Source organism: Streptomyces yangpuensis, assembly GCF_024666385.1.
GTDB classification, from domain to species: Bacteria; Actinomycetota; Actinomycetes; order Streptomycetales; family Streptomycetaceae; genus Streptomyces; species Streptomyces yangpuensis.
This window is the reverse complement of the sequence record NZ_CP102515.1, coordinates 274,228-293,404: the sequence shown is the minus strand read 5'-3', so window position 1 is coordinate 293,404 and position 19,177 is coordinate 274,228. Positions and strand designations below refer to the sequence as shown.

General features: G+C 73.2%; 3 protein-coding genes and 1 pseudogene. All 4 read right to left on the bottom strand.

Annotated features, from left to right (window positions below):
* Window positions 1–200: 200 nt before the first annotated feature.
* The 4 genes and pseudogenes from NRK68_RS35125 to NRK68_RS35110 all read right to left on the bottom strand — a co-directional run bounded on the left by NRK68_RS35125 (window position 201) and on the right by NRK68_RS35110 (window position 19,103).
* Window positions 201–947, bottom strand: a complete 747-nt coding sequence (locus tag NRK68_RS35125) for a thioesterase II family protein (protein WP_257858239.1) — start codon at window positions 945–947, stop codon at window positions 201–203.
* A gap of 100 nt (window positions 948–1,047) precedes the next feature.
* The gene (locus tag NRK68_RS35120) at window positions 1,048–1,578 is read right to left on the bottom strand and encodes a flavin reductase family protein (protein WP_257858238.1); all 531 of its coding nucleotides are present in this window, start codon (window positions 1,576–1,578) and stop codon (window positions 1,048–1,050) included.
* A 47-nt stretch (window positions 1,579–1,625) separates the two neighbouring features.
* Window positions 1,626–2,948 (bottom strand): annotated as a pseudogene (locus tag NRK68_RS35115) (type I polyketide synthase); the annotation flags it as partial.
* 60 nt (window positions 2,949–3,008) lie between these two features.
* Window positions 3,009–19,103: a type I polyketide synthase gene (locus tag NRK68_RS35110; protein ID WP_257858237.1), complete on the bottom strand. Its 16,095-nt coding sequence runs from the start codon at window positions 19,101–19,103 to the stop codon at window positions 3,009–3,011.
* Between the last annotated feature and the right edge of the window lie 74 nt (window positions 19,104–19,177).

The following is a 19,177-nucleotide window of genomic DNA, read 5'->3' as shown; positions in this document are numbered from 1 at the left end:
AACCACCGGAGGAAATTCCTCGCTGCCCACCCAGGCCACCCCCTTGACTAGGTGTTGAATTCGAAATTCGCCAGTAGTGGCGGATACGCGCGACGCTACTGAGCCGGGGACGGGCGGCATACCCCAGAAAGCGGGACGGCCACCCCTATGCGGGGGTGGCCGAATTTCCTTAATTTACGAGCTGATTGCGTGTTCTTTACTCAGCCGATGAACCGCTTGAGGACGGACAGAACGGCGGGCGCCTGGTCGTTGAGGTAGAAGTGTCCGCCGGGGAACACCTTCAGGTCGAAGGCACCGGTGGTGTGCTGCCGCCAGGCCCCGGCCTCGGTGGGCGTGACGTGGCTGTCCGCGTCGCCGGTGAGCACGGTGACGGGGCACGCCAGCTTGGGGCCGGGGGTGTAGCGGTAGGTCTCGGCGGCCCGGTAGTCGGCCCGGATGGCGGGCAGGATCATCCGTACGATCTCCGGGTCTCCGAGGACCTGGGCGTCGGTGCCGCTGAGCCGGTTGATGTCGGCGAGCAGGCCCTCGTCGTCCTTGAGGTGGACGGTCTCGTCCCGGACGGTGGAGGGGGCGCGGCGCCCGGAGGCGAACAGGCCCTGTACCGGGATGCCTTCGGCCTCGAGACGGACGGCGACCTCGAAGGCGAGGGTGGCGCCCATGCTGTGCCCGAAGAGGGTCACCGGGCGGTCGAAGTACGGCCGCAGCTGCCCGAGCACGGCGTCGGCGAGGGCGGGGATGGAGTCGATGCACGGTTCGGCGCGCCGGTCCTGACGGCCGGGGTACTGCACCGCCAGCACGTCAATGCCGGGCGAGAGCTGCCGTGACACGGGGAAGTAGTAGGAGGCGGAGCCGCCCGCGTGCGGAAAGCAGATCAGCCGGGCGGGGGCGTCGTGTGCGGGGTGGAAGCGCCGAACCCAGGCGCTCGCAGCCAGGGTGTCCGTCGTCATCGCGGTCGGTCTCCTCGGTGTCGGTGTCGGTGTCGGGGTCGTGTCCCGGTCGGGCCGGTACCCGGTCGGGGTCCGGCTCGGTGCCCGGGTCGGGCCGGCCTCAGGCGGCGGGGCGACGGAAGGCGGAGCGGTAGTACAGCAGCGGTTCGGCCTCGGTGACGGCCGGGACCGTGTCCAGGCCCAGGACCCGGCCGAGTACCAGCCAGTGGTCGCCGCCGGGGTGGACGGCCTCGACGGTGCAGTCGATCCAGCCGAGGGAGCCGGCGAGGACCGGCGAGCCGGTCACGGGAGCCGGGCTCCATTCGACGCCCGCGAACTTGTCGGCGCCGCTGACCGCGAAGGACCGGCACAGGTCCTCCTGTTCGACGGCCAGCAGGTTGACGCAGAAGCCGCCCGTCGGTGCGATCCGCGGCCAGGTGCGGGAGGTCTTGGCGACGGAGAAGGTCACCAGAGGCGGATCGAGGGAGAGGGAGGCGAAGGACTGGCAGGTGAAACCGGCGGGAGCCGGGCCCGGGGGACCGTCCTCGACCCCGGTGATGATGGTCACCCCGCTGCAGAAATGGCCGAGGACATGGCGGAACGCCAGGGGGTCGACCGGCTTTTCGAGCGTGGTGCTGGCGGGCGTGGGCATGAAGCTGTCCCTTCTCTTCCTCGTGCGGTGCCTCACGCGGCGGCGCGGGCCTCGGCCGGCTCCGGTGCCTGCTCGATGATCACGTGGGCGTTGGTGCCGCTGATCCCGAACGAGGAGACTCCGGCCCGGCGCGGGCGGCCGGTCTCCGGCCACGGCTGGGCCTCGGTGAGCAGCCGTACGTTCCCGGCTTCCCAGTCCACCTGCGGGGTCGGCTCGTCGACGTGCAGGGTCTTGGGCAGCACGCCTTCGCGGATGGAAAGGATGATCTTGATGATCGAGGCCACCCCGGCCGCGGCCTGGGTGTGGCCGAGGTTGGACTTGACCGAGCCGAGCCACAGGGGCCGGTCGGCGGGCCGGTTCCGCCCGTAGGTGGCGAGCAGCGCCTGGGCCTCGATGGGGTCACCGAGACGGGTCGCGGTGCCGTGCGCGTCGACCGCGTCGACGTCTGCGGTGGTGAGGCCCGCCTTGGCGAGCGCCTGGCGGATCACCCGCTGCTGGGCGGGCCCGTTGGGGGCCGTGATGCCGCTGGAGGCACCGTCCTGGTTGAGCGCCGAGGACCGGATGAGCGCGTGGATACGGCGTCCGTTGCGCCGGGCGTCGGAGAGCCGCTCGATCAGCAGCATCGCGGTGCCCTCACCCCAGCCGGTGCCCTCGGCGGCCGCGGCGAACGAACGGCACTTGCCGTCGGCGGACAGCCCCTTCTGCTTGGTGAAGTACTGGAAGGTCTCAGGGGCGACCATCACCGTCACTCCCCCGGCGAGCGCCAGGTCGCACTCGCCGGCCCGCAGCGCCTGGGTGGCCAGGTGGACGGAGACCAGCGAGGAGGAACAGGCGGTGTCCACGGACAACGACGGCCCCTCCAGGCCCAGGGTGAACGACACGCGGCCGCTGACCAGACTGCCGCCGGTGCTGGCGCCTTCGTACTCGTGGTACATCAGGCCGGCGAACACGCCGGTCTTCGTGCCGCGCAGCGACAGGGGGTCGATCCGGGCGTCTTCGACGGTCTCCCAGGCCGTCTCCAGGAGCAGCCGCTGCTGCGGGTCCATCTCCTCGGCCTCGCGGGGCGAGATGCCGAACAGGTCGGCGTCGAACTCCGCGGCGTCGTGGAGGAACGCGCCGTGCCGGGTGATGGTTGTGCCGGGGCCGCCGTCGGGGTCGTAGAGGGCGTCGACGTCCCAGTCGCGGTCGGTGGGGAACTCGGTGACTCCGTCGCGGCCCTCCCTGAGCATGACCCAGAGGTCGTCCGGCGAGTCGACGCCGCCGGAGAACCGGCAGGCCATCCCGATGACCGCGAACGGCTCCTGCGCCGCCTGCTCCCTCTCCTGCTGCTGCCGGCGCAGCCGCTCGTTCTCGGTCATGGAGGCGCGCAGCGCCTCGACTATCTGCTCAACATCCATGGTTGTCTGCCTTGTCTGCCTTCAGCCTTCGTCTCACTCGGACTTGCCCGTGGACCCGAGCGCTGCCTTGACCAGCTCGTCCAGCGCCATGTTCTGGATGTCGAGTCCGACCGGGCCACCGGCTGCCGCCGGTGCGGCGGACGCGGGGGCCGGCTCGGGCTCCGGCTCGGCCGGCGGCGCCAGCTCCTCCAGAAGGAAACTCGCCAGCGCCTCCGAGTTGGGGTAGTCGAACATCAGGGTGGCCGGCAGGCGGACCTCGGTGGCGGCGGAGAGGTTGTTCCGCAGTTCGATCGCCGCGAGCGAGTCGAGGCCCAGTTCGGTGAAGCCGCGCCGCATGTCGATCGAGGCGGGATCGTCGTGGCGGACCAGGGCGACATGCTCCCGGACCAGGTCCATCAGGATCCGCAGCTGCTCGTCCGGCGTGAGCCCGGCGAGCCGTTCCTGGATGCTCTGCCCGGCGGCCGGAGCGGCCGCTGCGGCCGGCTCGGCCACGGTGGCGCGGGCCCGGGCGGGCCGTACGCCGCTGCCGGTGCTGCCGTTCCCGGCGCTGCCGCCGCTGCCGGTGCTGCCGGTGCTGCTGATCACCTCGCGCAGCACGGCGGGCGGGGCCGCCGCGGCCCGCAGCGTGTCCAGGTCCAGGCACAGCGGGGCGAGCAGAGCGTCGTCGCGGGTCAGCGCCTCGTCCAGCAGGAGGAGCCCGTCCCGCGGGTCCATCGCCGGGATCCCGAGCCGCTTCTGGCGCTCGATGACCGCGTCACTGAGCTGGGCGGCCATGCCGTCGCCCGCCCACAGGTGCCAGGTGAGCGAGGTGGCGGCCAGGCCGAGGGCCCGGCGGTGCCCGGCGAGGGCGTCGAGGAACCGGTTGCCCGCCGCGTAGCCGGCCTGTCCGCCGTTGTCGAAGTAGCCCGTGGTGGAGGAGAAGAGCACGAAGGCCGCCAGCTTCACCCCGAGTTCGACGGTCAGGTCGTGCAGGTGCCAGGCCGCGTCGACCTTCGGCCGCAGCACGGCCTCGACGCGGTCCGCGGTCAGCGAGGTGATCAGGCCGTCGTCGACGACGCCGGCGGCGTGGACGATGCCGGTCAGCGGGTGTTCCGTACCGATCCCGGCCAGCACCGCGGAGACCGCGGCCCGGTCAGAGACGTCGCAGGCCGCTACGGAGACGTCGGCACCGAGCCCGGTCAGCTCCGCCACCAGCTCCTTCGCACCGGGCGCGTCCGCGCCCCGACGGCTGGTCAGCACCAACTGACGTACACCATGCTCCGCGACGAGGTGACGGGCCACCAACGCCCCCAGACCACCGGTACCACCGGTGATCAGAACCGTGCCGCCGCCCTCCCACGGAGAGGCGACCGACGACTCCGGCACACCGGTACGGGCCAGGCGCGGAACCAGGACCCGTCCCTCGCGGACAGCGAACTCCGGCTCACCGGAGCCGGCCGCAGCAGCCAGGACCTGCCCGGATGCCTCGGTGGTGTCGGTGTCGACGAGGACGAACCGGCCCGGGTTCTCGGCCTGCGCGGCCCGGATCAGGCCCCACACCGGAGCCTGGGTCACGTCGGGGTTCTCCTCCGGCCCGGCCGTGACCGCGCCGGTGGTGCGGACCACGAGGGTGGAGGCCGCGAACCGCCGGTCCGTGAGCCACTCCTGTGTGGCGGCCAGCATGTCCAGGGTGGTGGCCCGGGCGATCTCCGCGGTATCCGCGGCGCCCTGGCCAGACCCGCCGACCGGCAGGAGCACGAGGGGCGGCGCCTGCCCGTCGGCGGAGCGCACCTCGTCCAGCGTCGGCAGTCGACGGTCGGCACCGGTCTGCTCCGGCTGGGGTCGCTCCTGCCAAGCGTAGGCGAAGAGCGCCTGTCCGGCGTCGCCCGACGCGGTGCCGGACCGCTCCGGGGAGGCGGGACGGGAGACGAGCGCCTCGACCGTGGCGACCGGCCGCCCCGAGGTGTCGGCCAGGTGCAGCCGGGTGACCTCGTCGCCGCCGACCCGGCGCAGGTGGACGCGCAGTTCGGTAGCGCCCGCGGCGTGCAGGGTGATCCCGTTCCAGACGAACGGCAGCACCGTGCCTGCCTGGTCATCGAGCAGATCGACATGGCTGGCGGCGTCGAGGAGGGCGGGGTGGAGGCCGAAGCGGGCCGCGTCGGCGTGCGCCTGCTCGGGCAGGGCGACCTCCGCATACACGTCCTCGCCCTTGCGCCACACGGCCTTCAGGCCCTGGAACACCGGACCGTAGCCGTAGCCACGCTCGGCCAGACGCTCGTACGCACCTTCCACCGGAACCGGCGTGGCACCCGGCGGCGGCCAGGCCGTCAGATCGAACTCCGGCTCCGCCGGCTCCACCGACAGGAAACCGGACGCATGACGCACCCACTCGCCGGTGCCGTCGGCGTCGCGCGACCAGATACTCACCGGCCGCTCGCCCTTGGCGTCCGCGGCCCCGACGACGGTCTGGAGCGCAAGCGCCCCGTGCTCCGGCATGATCAGCGGCGCCTCCATGGTGAGTTCTTCAAGCCGGCCGCAGCCGACCTCGTCACCGGCGCGGATGGCAAGCTCCACGAACCCGGTGCCCGGCAGCAGGACGTCGCCCAGCACCTCGTGGCCGGTCACCCAGGGCTGGCCGGCGGCGGACAGTCGGCCGGTCAGCACGGCCCCACTGCCGTCGGGCAGCGTCACGGACGCACCGAGCAGGGGGTGCTCGGCGGCGGCCAGGCCGAGCCCGGCCGCGTCAACGGGGGCCTCGGACTGCGGCTTCAGCCAGAAGTGACGCCTCTCGAAGACGTACGGGGGCAGGGCGACCTGACGGGCTGTGGTGAAGAAGGCCGTCCAGTCCAGGACCGAGCCGGCCATGTGCAGGCGGGCGGCCGCCTCGGCCACTTCGCGTGTCTCGGCGCGGTCGCGGCGCAGGACGGGGATGAAGGCGGCGTCTTCGGCGGTGGCCTGGCCCATCGCGGTGAGCACCGCGTCGGGACCGAGTTCGACGAAGGTGCCGACGCCGGACTCGGCGAGGGTACGGACGCCGTCGGAGAAGCGGACCGCTTCGCGAACATGCCGCACCCAGTACTCGGCAGTGGTCAGGTCACCGGTCCCGGCAGAGGCACCGGTGAGCGTGGAGACCACCGGAATCTGCGGCTCGGCATAGGTGAGCTGCGCTGCGACAGCCCGGAAGTCGTCGAGCATCGGGTCCATCAACGGCGAGTGGAAGGCATGCGAGACCTTCAGCCTGCTCGTCTTACGGCCCCGCGCCTCGAACAGCGCCTTGATCTCCAGAACCCGTGTCTCCTCGCCGGAGACGACGACCGCATTGGGTCCGTTGACCGCGGCGATCGAAACCGTGTCGGTGAGGTGCGGAAGGACTTCGTCCTCCGTGGCCTGCACGGCGACCATCGCCCCGCCCTCCGGCAGGGCCTGCATCAACCGGCCACGCGCCACGACCAGCTTCGCCGCATCCTCCAGCGACAGCACACCAGCGACATGAGCCGCGGCGATCTCACCGATCGAGTGACCCGCCACAAAGTCCGGCCGAACACCCCACGACTCGACCAGCCGGTAGAGGGCGACCTCGACGGCGAACAGAGCGGGCTGGGTGAACTCCGTACGGCTCAAACGCTCCGAATCCTCACCCCACATGACCTCACGCAACGGCAGGTCCAACTCCCCCACCACCGCATCAAACGCCTGGGCGAAGGCGGGGAACGCCTCATACAGCTCCCGGCCCATCCCCAACCGCTGCGCACCCTGCCCCGTGAACAAGAACGCGGTCAGTGCGTGGGACTGGTCGCGGCCGGTCACGTTCCCGGCCGCCGACCTGCCCTCGGCCAGGGCGGTCAGGCCGCGCAGCGCCTCTTCGCGGTTGCCGGCGATGACGGCGACCCGGTGGTCCAGGACGGCTCGCGAGTGCACCAGGGAGGCGGCGACGTCGAGCAGTTCAAGGTCGGGCTCGGCCTCCAGGGCCGCCCTCAGCGCCTCGGCCTGGGCGGGCAGGCTCGCGGCGTCCTTCGCCGAGAGGAGCAGCGGCAGCACCGGCGGGGTCTGCTGCGGCCGGTCCTCGGTCTGGGGCGCCTCCTCAGGCGCCTGCTCCAGGATCATGTGGACGTTGGTGCCGCTCAGCCCGAAGGAGGAGACGGCGGCCCGGCGGGTGGTGTCGTGCGCGGGCCAGTCGCGGGCCTCGGCGAGCAGCTGCACGGCGCCGGTCGACCAGTCCACGTTGGGCGAGGGCTCGTCCACGTGCAGGGTCTGCGGCAGCTGAGCGTGGCGCAGCGCCATCACGGCCTTGATCACGCTGCTGGCGCCCGCGGCGGCCTGTGCGTGACCAATGTTCGACTTGATCGAGCCGAGCCATGCGGGCTGGTCCTCGGGCCGGTCCTGACCGTACGTGGCGAGCAGAGCCTGAGCCTCGATCGGGTCGCCGAGGCGGGTGCCGGTGCCATGGCCCTCGATGAGGGTGACGTCCTTGGCGGTGAGCCCGGCGGCGTCCAGGGCCTGCTGGATGACCCGCTCCTGGGAGGGGCCGTTGGGCGCGGTCAGGCCGTTGCTCGCACCGTCCTGGTTGACGGCCGAGCCACGGATCACGGCGAGGACGCGGTGGCCGTTCCTGCGGGCGTCGGAGAGGCGCTCCACGACCAGCAGGCCGATGCCTTCCGACCAGCCGGTGCCGTCGGCTCCGGCGGCGAAGGACTTGCAGCGTGCGTCGGCGGCCAGTCCTCGCTGCTGGCTGAAGTCGATGAAGATGTCCGGGGTCGGCATCACGGTGACACCGCCGGCCAGGGCCATCTCCACCTCACCCGCGCGCAGGGCCTGGCAGGCCATGTGCAGGGCGACCAAGGACGAGGAGCACGCGGTGTCGACCGTCACCGCGGGCCCTTCCAGACCCAGGGTGTAGGAAACGCGGCCGGAAGCGATGGATCCGGCACTGCCGTTGCCGAGGTAGGCGGCCAGGTCGTCGGAGACCTTGCCGGCCTGGGCGGCGTACTCGTGGTACATCGAGCCGACGTACACGCCGGTGCGCGTGCCGCGCATGGACGTGGGGTCGATGCCGGTGCGCTCGAAGGCCTCCCACGCGGCCTGCAGCAGCAGGCGCTGCTGCGGATCCATGGCCAGCGCCTCGCGCGGCATGATCCCGAAGAACTCCGGGTCGAACTCGGCGGCGTCGTGCAGGAAGCCGCCCTCGACGGTGTACGTCCGACCGGGAGTGCCGGGCTCGGGGTGGTAGATGGCCTCGGCGTCCCAGCCGCGGTCGGTCGGGAACGGCGTGATCGCGGTCCGGCCCTCCGTCACGAGCTGCCACAGGTCCTCGGCGGAGTCGACGCCTCCGGGGAAGCGGCAGCTGATGCCGACGATCGCCACCGGGTCGTCGTCGACGGCGGCCGTCCGGGCGGCTGCCTTGGCCGGGCGGGCCTGGGTGGCTCCGCCGGCCTTCTCCTTCACCAGTGCTGCCACGGCACGGCAGTTGGGGTGGTCGAAGACCAGGGTGGCGGGCAGCCGCAGGCCGGTGGCCGCGTTGAGGGCGTTGCGCAGTTCGACGGCGGCGAGGGAGTCGAAACCGAGCTCCTTGAAGGCCCGGTCAGGGCCGATCGCGTCGATGCCGCTGTGGCCGAGGACGGCGGCCACGTGCGTACGGACGAGCTCCAGCAGGGCGCGGTCGCGCTCGGCCTCGCTGAGCCCGGCCAGCCGCTGCTCCAGGACCCCGGCTCCGGCGGCCGGTCCGGCCGTCCGGGCGGTGCGGCGCGCCGCACCGCGGACGAGTCCGCGCAGCAGGGCGGGCAGTTCCTCGCCGCGGGAGCGCAGCGCCGCCTTGTCGATACGTACGGGGGTGACATGGTGGTCGCCGGTGGCCAGGGCCGCGTCGAAGAGGAGGAGGGCGTCGGCCACGTCGAGGGCCGGCATCCCGAGCCGCTTCATCCGGTCCAGGTCGGCGCTGCCCACCGCGCCCATGCCGGTGTCCACGGCCCACATCGCGAAGGACAGGGAGGTGGCGGGCAGGCCGGCCGTGCGGCGGTGGTGGGCGAGGGCATCGAGGAAGACGTTGGCGGCCGCGTAGTTGGCCTGTCCGGCGGCGAGGACGGTACCGCCCGCGGAAGAGAAGAGGACGAAGGCCCTCAGGTCCAGGCCGAGCTCGGCGGTGAGCTCGTGCAGGTGCCAGGCCGCGTCCGCCTTGGGGGCGAACACGGTGCCGAACCGCTCCGGGGTGAGCGTGCCGATCAGTCCGCTGTCGGTCACACCCGCGGCGTGGACGATGCCGGTCAGCGGGTGTTCCGTACCGATCCCGGCCAGGACCGCGGCGACCGCGGCCCGGTCGGAGACGTCACAAGCCTCGAAACGCACCCGCGCACCCAGACCGGTCAGCTCGGCCGCCAGCTCCGCCGCACCCGGCGCGTCCGCGCCCCGACGGCTGGTCAGCACCAACTGACGTACACCATGCTCCGCGACCAGGTGACGGGCCACCAACGCCCCCAGACCACCGGTACCACCAGTGATCAGAAACGTGCCGTCCCCCTTCCAAGGCGAAGAAGCCGACGACTCCGGGACACTCGCCCTCGCCAAGCGCGGGACCGCGAAATGGCCGCCGTGCACGGCGGTCTCCGGCTCACCGGACAGGGCCGCGGCCGGCAGAGCCGCGAGGGACTCAGGGGCTGCGTCGGTGTCGAGCAGAACGAACCGGCCCGGGTTCTCGGCCTCGGCCGAGCGCACCAGACCCCACACGGGCGCCTGGGTCAGGTCGAGTGTGTCGGCTGGGCGGGCCGCAACGCCGTACTGGGTGACGACCACGAGCTTGGCCTCGGCGAAGCGCGGGTCGGACAGCCACCGCTGCACCGTCCGCAGCACGGCCTCGGAGGTCTCACGCACACCCTGCGGGACGCTGCCCGCCGTGACCGGGACGACCGGGAACAGCACGGCGGCTGGTGCGGCGGTGCCCGCCTCGACGGCGGCCCCGAGCTCGTCCAGACCGGCGTACTCGGTGACCTGCGCGGGAAGTCCGGCGAGGCCGGGCAGGGCCACGACGGCATCCGCGCCGGTCTCGGGCAGATCGGCCTTCTGCCAGGAGACCCGGAAGAGCGAGTCGGCCTGGCCGCTCCGGGAAGAGGCGGCGAGCTGCTCGGCCGCGACGGGCCGGGAGACGAGTTCCTCGACGGTGGCGACCGGGCTGCCCGTGGCGTCGGCGACCCACATCGCGGACAGCTCGTCGCCGCCGACCCGGCGGATCAGGACGCGCAGTTCGGTGGTTCCGGCGGCATGCAGAGTGATCCCGTTCCAGACGAACGGCAGCAGGGTGTCTCCCTCGGCGGCGCCGTCGCCCAGCAGGTCACCGTGCATCGCGGCGTCGAGGAGGGCGGGGTGGAGGCCGAAGCGGGCCGCGTCGGCGTGCGCCTGCTCGGGCAGGGCGACCTCCGCATACACGTCCTCGCCCTTGCGCCACACGGCCTTCAGGCCCTGGAACACCGGACCGTAGCCGTAGCCACGCTCGGCCAGACGCTCGTACGCACCTTCCACCGGAACCGGCGTGGCACCGGGCGGCGGCCAGGCCGTCAGATCGAACTCCGGCTCCGCCGGCTCCACCGACAGGAAACCGGACGCATGACGCACCCACTCGCCCGCGGAAGGACCCTCGGTGCGGGAGTGGATGACGACGGGCCGGCGCTCGCTCTCGTCGGGCTCGCCGACCGCGACGTGGACGGCGGCGGCCGCACCCTCGGCCAGGATCAGCGGGGCCTGGAGGGTGAGTTCCTCGAGCCGGCCGCAGCCGACCTCGTCACCGGCACGGATGGCAAGCTCCACGAAGCCGGTGCCCGGCAGCAGCACGTTGCCCAGCACCGCGTGGTCGGCCACCCAGCCGGACTTCGCCGCGGACAGCCGGCCGGTCAGTACGACGGCGTCGGAGTCGGGCGAGGCCACGAGGGCCGTCAGTACGGGGTGGTCGACGGGTGTCAGGCCGGCGGTGCCGAGGTCGACCGGGCCGGATTCGGCCGCGTCCACCCAGTAGCGGCTGCGCTGGAAGGCGTAGGTGGGCAGGTCCAGGTGGTTGGTGGGCAGGTCTCCGTAGAAGGCGGTCCAGTCCGCCTCGGCTCCCGCGGCGAACACACGGCCGAGGGCGGTGACGGCCTCGGTGGTCTCGGCGCGGTCGCGGCGCAGGACGGGGACGAAGGCGGCGTCTTCGGCGGTGGCCTGGCCCATCGCGGCGAGGACCGCGTCGGGGCCGAGTTCGACGAAGGTGGTGACGCCCTTGTCCTCGAGTACGGCCACGGCGTCGGAGAAGCGGACCGCTTCGCGAACATGCCGCACCCAGTACTCGGCAGTGGTCAGGTCATCAGCGGATGCTGAGGCGCCGGTGAGGGTGGAGACCACCGGGATCTGCGGCTCGGCGTAGGTGAGCTGGGCTCCGACGGCCCGGAACTCGTCCAGCATCGGGTCCATCAACGGCGAGTGGAAGGCATGCGAGACCTTCAGCCTGCTCGCCTTACGGCCCCGCTCCTCGAACAGCGCCTTGATCTCCAGAACCCGCGTCTCGTCACCGGAGACGACGACGGAGTTCGGACCATTGACCGCGGCGATCGAAACCGTGTCGGTGAGGTGCGGGAGGACTTCGTCCTCCGTGGCCTGCACGGCGACCATCGCCCCGCCCTCCGGCAGGGCCTGCATCAACCGGCCACGCGCCACGACCAGCTTCGCCGCATCCTCCAGCGACAGCACACCAGCGACATGAGCCGCGGCAATCTCACCGATCGAGTGACCCGCCACAAAGTCCGGCTTCACACCCCACGACTCGACCAGACGGAACAGCGCGACCTCGACGGCGAACAGAGCGGGCTGGGTGAACTCCGTACGGCTCAAACGCTCCGCGTCCTCACCCCACACCACCTCACGCAACGGCAGCCCAAGCGCCTCCGTCACCCCATCGAACGCGGCAGCGAACACCGGGAACGCCTCATACAGCTCCCGGCCCATCCCCAACCGCTGCGCACCCTGCCCCGTGAACAAGAACGCCGTCTTGCCGGCGTTCGCCTCCGTCACGGCGGGACCCGTGCCGTCCGCCAGGGCGGTCAGCGCGCGAGCCAGCTCGGTCCGGTCGGCGCCGACGGCGACGGCACGATGGTCCAGGGCGGCGCGTTCCGTGCCCAGCGCCTTGCCCGCGCAGGCCAGCTCGTCGTCCGGCAGGCCCTCGGCGTAGGCCAGCAGGCGGGCGGCCTGGGCGCGTACGGCCTCCTCCGTCCTGCCCGTGACCGGCCAGGCGAGCACGGGTGCCGCAGCAGGGACCTGCCCGGCCGGGGCCGGCTCGTCAGGAATCTGCTCGATGATGACGTGGGCATTGGTGCCGCTGATGCCGAACGAGGACACGGCGGCCCGGCGCGGTCGGCCGTGCTCCGGCCACGTGGTGGCATCCGTGAGCAGTTCGATCGCTCCGGCCTCCCAGTCCACCTTGGGCGAGGGCCGGTCCACGTGGAGGGTCTTGGCAAGCACGCCCGCGCGCATCGACATCACCATCTTGATGAGGCCCGCGACACCGGCGGCGGCCTGGGTGTGGCCCAGGTTCGACTTGACCGAGCCGAGCAGCAGCGGGGTGCCGTCGGCGGGGCGCTCCTGACCGTAGGTGTTCAGCAGCGCCTGCGCCTCGATCGGGTCGCCCAGCGTCGTACCCGTCCCGTGCGCCTCGACCGCGTCGACCTCGGCCGCCGACAGACCGGCGGCGGCCAGGGCCTGCTGGATGACCCGCTCCTGGGAGGGGCCGTTGGGCGCGGTCAGGCCGTTGCTCGCACCGTCCTGGTTGACGGCCGAGCCACGGACCACGGCGAGGACGCGGTGGCCGTTGGCACGCGCCTGGGACAGCGGCTCAAGGAGCAGCATTCCGGCGCCCTCGCCCCAGCCGGTGCCATCGGCGGCCTCGGCGAAGGACTTGCAGCGCCCGTCGGAGGCCAGGCCGCGCTGGCGGCTCATGTCGAGGAAGGTGTCCGGGGTGGCCATGACGGTGACACCACCGACGAGGGCGAGCGAGCACTCGCCGGAGCGCAGCGCCTGGACGGCCAGGTGGAGGGCGACCAGCGATGAGGAGCACGCGGTGTCGACGGTGACGGCCGGGCCTTCCAGGCCGAAGGTGTAGGAGACGCGGCCGGAGACCACGCTGGCGAGGCTGCCGTTGCCGATGTAGCCGGCGACCTCCTCCGGCACGGTGCCGAGCCGGGTGGCCCAGTCGTGGTACATGACGCCGGCGAAGACACCGGTGTCGGTGCCCCGCAGGGACACCGGGTCGATACCGGCCCGCTCGACGGCCTCCCAGGAGGTCTCGAGCAGCAGCCGCTGCTGGGGGTCCATGCCCTGGGCCTCGCGCGGGCTGATGCCGAAGAACTCCGGGTCGAACTCGGCGGCGTCGTAGAGGAAGCCGCCCTCGTTGCTGGAGCTCCTGCCGGAGATGCCCGGCTCCGGGTCGTACAGGTTCTGGTCCCAGCCTCGGTCGGTGGGCCAGGGGGCGACGGCGTCGCGTCCGTCGGCGACCAGCTGCCACAGTTCCTCGGGCGAGGTCACTCCGCCCGGGTAGCGGCAGGCCATGCCGACGATCGCGATGGGCTCGTCGGCGGTGACGGCGACGGTCTGCTTCCGTGCGGCCGCGGGCTTGCCGGCGCCGGTGAGCTTCTCGGCCAGGTGGGCGGCGAGCGCCCGGGGGTTGGGATAGTCGAAGACGAGTGTCGGGGACAGGCGAAGCCCGGTGGCCGCGTTGAGCTGGTTACGCAGCTCGACGGCGGCGAGGGAGTCGAAGCCGGTCTCGTTGAAGGCGCGGTTCGGCTCGACGACGGCGGCGCTGTCGTGCCCGAGGACGGCGGCGACCTGGGCGCGGACCAGCTCCAGGAGTTCGGCGGCCCGGTCGGCCTCGCCGAGTCCGGCGAGGCGGGCGGCCAGGCCCTGGGCGACGCCGGCGGCCTTGTCGGCGCCCGCGCCCGCGGCCGCGGCGCTGCCGCGGGCGGGGGTACGGACCAGGCCGCGGAGCACGGCGGGCAGGTCCTCGCCGCGGTCGCGCAGGGCCCGGGTGTCGATGCGCACCGGGACTTGGGCGGCCCGGTCGGGGGCGGTGAGCGCGGCGTCGAGGAGTGCGAGGTTGTCCTCGGCCGTGAGGGGTTCGAGGCCGAGGCGGGCGATGCGCCGCAGCGCCGCCTGGTCGAGGCCGGCTCCCATGCCCCGGTCGCCGGTCCACAGGCCCCAGGACAGGGAGGTGGCGGGCAGGCCGGCCGCGCGGCGGTGGTGGGCAAGGGCGTCGAGGAAGACGTTGGCGGCCGCGTAGTTGGCCTGTCCGGCGCTGTCGAGGAAGCCTGCGGTGGAGGAGAAGAGGACGAAGGCCTTCAGGTCCAGGCCGAGCTCGGCGGTGAGCTCGTGCAGGTGCCAGGCCGCGTCCGCCTTGGGGGCGAGGACGGCGTCGACGCGGTCCGCGGTCTGCGAGGTGATCAGTCCGTCGTCGACGATGCCGGCGGTGTGGACGATGCCGGTCAGCGGGTGTTCCGTACCGATCCCGGCCAGGACCGCGGCGACCGCGGCCCGGTCGGAGACGTCACAAGCCTCGAAACGCACCCGCGCGCCCAGACCGGTCAGCTCGGCCGCCAGCTCCGCCGCACCCGGCGCGTCCGCGCCCCGACGGCTGGTCAGCACCAACTGACGTACACCATGCTCCGCGACCAGGTGACGGGCCACCAACGCCCCCAGACCACCGGTACCACCGGTGATCAGAACCGTGCCGTCCCCCTCCCACGGCGAAGAAGCCGACGACTCCGGGACACTCGCCCTCGCCAGGCGCGGGACGAGGACCCGGCCCTCGCGGACAGCGAACTCCGGCTCACCGGTGGTGAGCAGGGCGGGCAGGGCGGGCAGCAAGGTGTCCTCGGCCTCCTGGCCGAGGTCGACGAGGACGATCCGGCCGGGATTCTCGGCCTGGGCGGACCGAACCAGGCCCCACACCGGGGCGGTGGCCAGGTCCGCGGTCTCGCTGCCGGTGACGGCGACAGCCCCGCGGGTGACGACGACGAGTCCGGTCTCGGGGGCCGGGCCGGCGAGCAGTTCCTGAACGCGGGCGAGGGCCTCGCCGGTGGCGGCGCGTACGGCCGTCGGCAGGTCCTGCCCGGCGGGGGCGGTGATCTCGGCGACGGTCCAGCCGTCCAGGCCGGTTTCCGTCCCGGCCACGGCAGCGTCCGGGAGGGGGGTCCACTCGATCCGGAGCGGCATCTCGGTGCGGGCGCCGCGCAGACCGTCCGCGGCCACCGGCCGGGACAGGAAGTTCTCGATCCGGGCGACGGGACCGCCCGCCGGGTCGGTGAGGGTCAGCGAGGCGGCGTCGGGGCCGTCGGCGGTGACGTGGACGCGCAGGGCGGCCGCGCCGGTGGCATACAGGCTCACCCCGGTCCAGGCGAACGGCAGCCGGGTCTCGTCGGAGAGGGGCTCGGGCGAGGCGAAGTCGGTGGCCTGCAGGACGGCGTCCAGCAGGGCCGGGTGCAGGGCGAAGGCGCCGGCGTCGGCGGAGACCGCGGCGGGCAGGGCCACCTCGGCCCAGGCCTCGCCCCGGCCGCGCCAGACCGCGCGCAGGCCCTGGAAGGCGGGGCCGTAACCGTAGCCCTGGCCGGCCATCTGCTCGTACAGGCCCGTGAGGTCCACGGGCTCGGCACCGGTGGGCGGCCAGGGTCCGGCGTTCCCGGCGGGCGCGGGGATGGCCGCCGGGGCCAGCACACCGGCGGCGTGCCGGGTCCAGGGGGTGTCCTCGGCGGCCTTCTCGGGCCGCGAGTGGAAGCTGATCTCCCGGCGGCCGGCGGCGTCGGGGGCGCCGACGGCCACCTGCAGGGCGATGCCGCCGCCGGCCGGCAGGGCCAGCGGGGCGAGGAGGTTGAGTTCCTCCAGCAGCCCGCAGCCGACCTGGTCGCCCGCTTGGACGGCGAGTTCGACGAACGCGGCGCCGGGCAGCAGGGTGACCCCGGAGATCACGTGATCGGCCAGCCAAGGCTGGGTACGGGTGGAGATCCGGCCGGTGAGCACGGCGCTCCCGTCGCCGGCCATCGGCACGGCGGCGGCCAGCAGCGGGTGGTGCAGGGCGACCTGGCCGAAGGAGCTCGCGTCACCGGTGCCGGTGGGGGCCTCGAGCCAGTAGCGGCGGCGCTGGAAGGGGTAGGTGGGAAGCTCGACGCGGGGCAGTCCGGCCGGGTACAGGGCGGCCCAGTCGACCGGGGCTCCGTGGGTGTGGACGGCGGCGACGGCGGCCAGCAGTTCCCGGGAGCCCTCGCGGCCGCGCCGCTGGGCGGCCGCGAACACCAGCTCGTCGGTGGTCTCGTCGGCCGTGATCTCCCGCGCCATGGCGGTCAGTACGGCGTCGGGGCCGAGCTCGAGGAAGCCGGTGACTCCGGCGGCGCGCAGGGCGCGGACGCCGTCGGCGAAGCGGACGGCCTCGCGGACGTGGCGCACCCAGTAGGTGGGGTCGCGCAGTTCGTCGGCGGTGGCGATGCGGCCGGTGACGTTGGAGACCACGGGGATGGCCGGCGCCCGGTAGTCCAGGATGCCGGCGACCCGGGCGAAGTCCTCCAGCATCGGTTCCATCAGCGGGGAGTGGAAGGCGTGGGAGACCCGCAGCCGGGTGGTCCTGCGGCCCTGGGCGGCGAAGTGTTCCTTGACGGCCAGGACGGCGGTCTCGTCGCCGGAGACCACGACGGAGCGCGGACCGTTGACGGCGGCGACGGACACCGTGTCCGTCAGGTGCGGCAGGACCTCCTCCTCGGTGGCCTCCAGGGCGGCCATCGCGCCGGTGGCGGGCAGCTGCTGCATGAGCCGGGCGCGGGCGGCGGCCAGGGTGGCGGCGTCCTCCAGGGACAGGACGCCGGCGACGTGGGCGGCGGCCAGCTCTCCGACGGAGTGGCCGGCGACGAAGTCGGGGCGCACGCCCCAGGACTCCAGGAGCCGGAAGAGGGCGACCTCGACGGCGAACAGGCCGGTCTGGGCGTACATGGTCCGGTCGAGCAGCGCGGCCTCGGGGCTGCCCTCCTCGGCGAACAGGACGTCCCACAGGGAGCGGTCGAGCTGGAGGTCGAGGTAGCCGATGGCCCGGGCGAGGGCGTCGGCGAACACCGGGTGGGCGTCGGCGAGTGCGCGGCCCATGCCGATGCGCTGGCTGCCCTGGCCGGTGAAGAGGTACGCGAGCCGGCCGCCGGCGGCGACGCCGCGGGTCAGGTTGCGGTCGGCCGTGCCGGTGGCGGCGGCCCGCAGGGCCTCGAGGAGCCGGTCGCGGTCGTCGGCGAGCACCACAGCCCGGTGCCGGTGGACCGCGCGGGTGGTCGCGAGGGAGTGGCCGACGGGCGTCGGGCTGAGGGCGGGGTCGCGCTCCAGGAGTTCGGCGAGGCGGCCGGCCTGGGCCTTGAGGGCGTCCTCGCCGCGGGCCGAGAAGACCACGGGGACCGGGCCCTGAAGGGGCGTGGACTCGGCGCTCGGCGCGGGCGGCTCGCCGGTGCCGGGCGCCTCGTCGGTGTCGGGTGCCTGCTCCAGGACGACGTGCGCGTTGGTGCCGCTGACGCCGAAGGAGGAGACGCCGGCCCGGCGCCGGTCGTTCGCGGTGTCCCAGGGCAGGGCTTCGGTGAGCAGTTCCACCGCGCCGGTGGACCAGTTGACGTTCGGGGAGGGCTTGTCGACGTGCAGGGTGCGCGGCAGCACACCGGCCCGCATCGCCATGACCATCTTGATGACGCCGGCGGCGCCGGCCGCGGCCTGGGTGTGGCCGATGTTCGACTTGACCGAGCCCAGGCGCAGCGGGCTGCCCTCGGGCCGGTTCTGCCCGTACGTGGCCAGCAGGGCGCCCGCCTCGATCGGGTCGCCGAGCGTGGTACCGGTGCCGTGGGCCTCGACCGCGTCGACGTCGGCGGCGGTCAGCCCGGCGTCGGCGAGGGCCTGGCGGACCACGCGCTGCTGGGCGGGGCCGCTGGGCGCGGTGATGCCGTTGCTGGCGCCGTCCTGGTTGACGGCGGAGCCGCGGATGACGGCGAGGACCTGATGGCCGTTGCGTACGGCGTCGGAGAGGCGCTCCAGAACGAACAGGCCGACGCCCTCGGCGAATCCGGTGCCGTCGGCGGCCGCGGCGAACGGCTTGCAGATGCCGTCGGGGGCGAGCCCGCGCTGGCGGCTGAAGGAGGTGAAGACGCCGGGGCTGCCCATGACGGTGACACCGCCGGCCAGGGCCAGGGTGCTCTCGCCCAGGCGAAGCGACTGGACGGCCAGGTGCAGGGCGACGAGGGAGCCGGAGCAGGCGGTGTCGACAGTGAGGGTGGGTCCCTCCAGGCCGAGGGTGTAGGCGATGCGGCCGGAGACGACGCTGGGCGCGTTGCCGGTCAGCAGGTAGCCGTCGAGGCCGTCGGGGGCCTCGTGCAGCCGGGTTCCGTACTCCTGCGGCTCGGCGCCGATGAACACGCCGGTGCGGCTGCCGCGCAGGGTGTCGGGGTCGATGGCGGAGCGCTCCAGGGCCTCCCAGGCGGTCTCCAGGACGATCCGCTGCTGCGGGTCCATGGCCAGGGCCTCGCGGGGGGCTATGCCGAAGAAGCCGGCGTCGAACGCCCCCGCGTCGCGCAGGAATCCCCCGTGGCGCACATAGCTCGTGCCGGGGGTCTCCGGGTCGGGGCTGTAGAGGGCCTCCAGGTTCCAGCCGCGGTCGTCCGGGAACGGCTCGATGACGTGCCGCTCGTCGGTGACCAGCTGCCACAGTTCCTCGGGGGAGGTCACCCCGCCCGGGTAGCGGCAGCCGATGCCGACGATGGCGATCGGCTCGTCGTCGGCGGCCGGCCGGGCCGTGACGGGCCCCTCGGCCGGGGCGGCGGCCAGGCCGAGAGCCTCGGTGCGCAGGTGTTCGGCCAAGGCGTGCGGGGTGGGGTGGTCGAAGCAGATGGTGGGCGGCAGGTTCAGCCCGGTGGCCGCGTTCAGCCGCTGCTGGAGGGCGACCATACCGAGCGAGTCCAGACCCTGCTCCTTGAAGGGCCGCCCCGCCTCCACCCGGGCCTCCGCTTCCGGCCTGATGTCCCTGAGCACGGCTTCGGTCCGGGAGCACACCAGGTCGAGCAGAAGACGGATCTGCTCACCGGCCGGCAGGTTCTGAAGCCGGGCACGCTCAATGTCAGAAACAATGCTTCCAGACCCGCTCATCTGCATACTCCACACCTTTTGCGCATATCGCGGCAGGAAATTGGGAACGCCCGGGCGCAATCCCGGACGAGTAA

What these genes read in the sequence shown, in the direction of transcription:
- NRK68_RS35125 (WP_257858239.1), bottom strand. Translation starts at nt 947, where the DNA reads ATGACGACGGACACCCTGGCTGCGAGCGCCTGGGTTCGGCGCTTCCAC.
- NRK68_RS35120 (WP_257858238.1), bottom strand. Translation starts at nt 1,578, where the DNA reads ATGCCCACGCCCGCCAGCACCACGCTCGAAAAGCCGGTCGACCCCCTG.
- NRK68_RS35110 (WP_257858237.1), bottom strand. Translation starts at nt 19,103, where the DNA reads ATGAGCGGGTCTGGAAGCATTGTTTCTGACATTGAGCGTGCCCGGCTT.